The organism is Chitinilyticum aquatile DSM 21506 (genome assembly GCF_000430805.1).
In the GTDB taxonomy this organism is placed as follows: domain Bacteria; phylum Pseudomonadota; class Gammaproteobacteria; order Burkholderiales; family Chitinibacteraceae; genus Chitinilyticum; species Chitinilyticum aquatile.
In genome coordinates this window covers 1-2,497 of sequence record NZ_AUMS01000027.1, presented here as the reverse complement: position 1 = coordinate 2,497, position 2,497 = coordinate 1, and the positions used below count along the sequence as shown (strand labels likewise).

Below are 2,497 nucleotides of genomic sequence, written 5' to 3'. Positions count from 1 at the left end.
GCTGAAAATGCCGGCCTTTGAATGGGTTCATGTGCAGCTCCATCAGCAAAAGGGGATGATAAGTTTATCACCACCGACTATTTGCAACAGTGCCCCGTAGAACAAGCAGGCATCACGAAGCCCGCCACACCGCACACCCTCCGCCACTCGTTCGCGACGGCCTTGCTCCGCAGCGGTTACGACATTCGAACCGTGCAGGATCTGCTCGGCCATTCCGACGTCTCTACGACGATGATTTACACGCATGTGCTGAAAGTTGGCGGTGCCGGAGTGCGCTCACCGCTTGATGCGCTGCCGCCCCTCACTAGTGAGAGGTAGGGCAGCGCAAGTCAATCCTGGCGGATTCACTACCCCTGCGCGAAGGCCATCGGTGCCGCATCGAACGGCCGGTTGCGGAAAGTCCTCCCTGCGTCCGCTGATGGCCGGCAGCAGCCCGTCGTTGCCTGATGGATCCAACCCCTCCGCTGCTATAGTGCAGTCGGCTTCTGACGTTCAGTGCAGCCGTCTTCTGAAAACGACATTTGAACCGGGAACCTTCCCTTTTTGGCTAGGCGTGAAACAATGGTCATTTTCCCTATACCCAAAATGACCAGGAGGCCCGCATGAAAGTCGCACGCATCTACCTGCGCGTGAGCTGTCATTTTCAGAAGACGACTGCACGGAATATCAGGAGTCGGCTGCACTGGTGGATTGCAGCGCGGTGTACAGGGCCGTCTTGCTCACCTTGAGCCGTGTAGCGGCCTCTCGGACATTAAGCCCGTTGGCGATGTGCTCCCGCGCTCGCTGCAACTTGTCGGCGGTGACAACCGGCTTTCGCCCGCCCTTCCTCCCACGAGCGGCGGCGGCAGTCAACCCGGCCTTGGTGCGCTCGCGGATCAAGTCGCGCTCGAACTGGCCCAGCGCGCCGAACACGTGGAAGATGAGCCGCCCGCCTGGCGTGGTGGTGTCGATGGCTTCCGTCAGAGAACGGAAGCCGACGCCTCGCGCTTCCAGCGCGCCTATCGTTTCGATTAGGTGCGGCATAGAGCGCCCGAGCCGATCCAGCCGCCAGACGGCCAGCACGTCGCCGTCGCGCAGGTAGGCCAGCGCATCAGCCAAGCCGGGGCGGTCGGCCTTGGCCCCGGAAGCCGTGTCCTCGAAAACGCGCTCGCAGCCTGCCTTGCGTAGCGCATCCGTCTGCAAGGCGGTGTCCTGTTCCGCCGTCGATACCCGCGCATAGCCGATCAGTGCCATTTGCCGCCTCTCTTGTCCGTCATTCCGTCCGCCTATCTTAATGTCCGACAACCCGTTGTGCAATAACTTTGCTGGACAGTGTCCGGCATGGCCGACTAATGATCGTTTGACGGACATTGACGGTAAGGCATTTTTGCATTACTATGTGAAGCATCAACCTTGATTGCGAGGGCAAACCACCATGACCACATTGACCGTTACCGCACGGGGACAAGTGACGTTTCGGAAGGACGTACTGCAACACCTCGGCATCAGGCCAGGCGACAAGATCGAGCTGGACTTGTTGCCAGACGGTCGGGGCGTGCTCAAGGCGGCACGGCCCGCAGGGACGATAGCCAGCTTTGTCGGCCTGCTCGCGGGCAAGACGCAGAAGGTTGCCACCATCGAAGAAATCAACGAGGCGGCGGCGCAAGGCTGGGCAGGTAAGCAATGAAGGTCGCAGTCGATACCAACGTCCTTGTGCGTGCGGTTGTGCGTGACGATCCCGCACAAGCGGACGTTGCCGCCGCAGTCTTGACCGACGCCGAGTTGATCGCGGTCGCGCTGCCGTGCCTATGCGAATTTGTTTGGGTGCTGCTGCGTGTCTACGGCTTCCAGCAAGCCGACGCGGCCAGCGCGATCCGGGCACTACTGGCCGCCGCGAATGTGGAAGTGAACCGGCCTGCCGTGGAGGCTGGCTTGCTGGTGCTCGACGCGGGCGGAGACTTTGCCGATGGCGTCATTGCCTACGAAGGCAACTGGCTTGGCGGGGAAACCTTCGTTTCCTTCGATAAGAAGGCGGTGGCACTTCTCACGGCGCAAGGGCAATCAACGCGCCTTTTGTGACGGACATGAGCATGAACGAATTCCGCCGACTGGCCGCGAAGATCGACCAACACATGCAGCAGCTTGCCGCCCAGGGTGTCAGCGAGGCCCATGCCATCATCAATCGCATGATGGGGTACGGGCCTGACCTGCACAGGATTTGGGTCGGCACATCCGATCAGCAGCTCATGGCGCTGTCCCGCGAGTTCCCAGGGTTCTACCGCTACGCCCGCATCATGGAAGAGGCATCCGAAGCCGAGCGCCGCAAGGCTTCGCGGCCCTATGACGGCATGGCCGAGTTCTCCGAACAGCACAAGCAAATGGGCGCGCAACTGCTGACCACGGCGGCCACGCTTGAGCGTGGCGGCACTGTTGCAAATAGTCGGTGGTGATAAACTTATCATCCCCTTTTGCTGATGGAGCTGCACATGAACCCATTCAAAGGCCGGCATTTTCAGCG

General features: G+C 60.8%; 4 protein-coding genes and 1 pseudogene. 4 read left to right on the top strand and 1 reads right to left on the bottom strand.

Going from position 1 to position 2,497, the window contains the following annotated elements:
• Positions 1 to 96 precede the first annotated feature (96 nt).
• A pseudogene (locus H559_RS0113110) lies at positions 97 to 318 on the top strand (tyrosine-type recombinase/integrase); the annotation flags it as partial.
• A gap of 348 nt (positions 319 to 666) precedes the next feature.
• Here the strand turns inward: H559_RS0113110 and H559_RS0113105 are convergent.
• Positions 667 to 1,233: a recombinase family protein gene (locus tag H559_RS0113105; protein ID WP_003159185.1), complete on the bottom strand. Its 567-nt coding sequence runs from the start codon at positions 1,231 to 1,233 to the stop codon at positions 667 to 669.
• 181 nt (positions 1,234 to 1,414) lie between these two features.
• Here H559_RS0113105 and H559_RS0113100 point away from each other — a divergent pair, with 181 nt between their 5' ends.
• Genes H559_RS0113100 through H559_RS0113090 form a run of 3 tightly spaced genes read left to right on the top strand, consistent with a single transcriptional unit; the run spans position 1,415 to position 2,429 of the window.
• Positions 1,415 to 1,666 (top strand): AbrB/MazE/SpoVT family DNA-binding domain-containing protein, encoded by a 252-nt coding sequence (locus H559_RS0113100; protein ID WP_003108276.1) that lies wholly within the window; start codon positions 1,415 to 1,417, stop codon positions 1,664 to 1,666.
• On the top strand, positions 1,663 to 2,058 hold the full coding sequence (locus H559_RS0113095) for a type II toxin-antitoxin system VapC family toxin (RefSeq protein ID WP_003159186.1): 396 nt from the start codon (positions 1,663 to 1,665) through the stop codon (positions 2,056 to 2,058). Before H559_RS0113100 ends, H559_RS0113095 begins: the two co-directional genes overlap by 4 nt.
• A gap of 11 nt (positions 2,059 to 2,069) precedes the next feature.
• Positions 2,070 to 2,429 (top strand): hypothetical protein, encoded by a 360-nt coding sequence (locus H559_RS0113090; protein ID WP_051279446.1) that lies wholly within the window; start codon positions 2,070 to 2,072, stop codon positions 2,427 to 2,429.
• Positions 2,430 to 2,497: the final 68 nt, after the last annotated feature.

What these genes read in the sequence shown, in the direction of transcription:
- H559_RS0113105 (WP_003159185.1), bottom strand. Translation starts at nt 1,233, where the DNA reads ATGGCACTGATCGGCTATGCGCGGGTATCGACGGCGGAACAGGACACC.
- H559_RS0113095 (WP_003159186.1), top strand. Translation starts at nt 1,663, where the DNA reads ATGAAGGTCGCAGTCGATACCAACGTCCTTGTGCGTGCGGTTGTGCGT.
- H559_RS0113090 (WP_051279446.1), top strand. Translation starts at nt 2,070, where the DNA reads ATGAACGAATTCCGCCGACTGGCCGCGAAGATCGACCAACACATGCAG.
- H559_RS0113100 (WP_003108276.1), top strand. Translation starts at nt 1,415, where the DNA reads ATGACCACATTGACCGTTACCGCACGGGGACAAGTGACGTTTCGGAAG.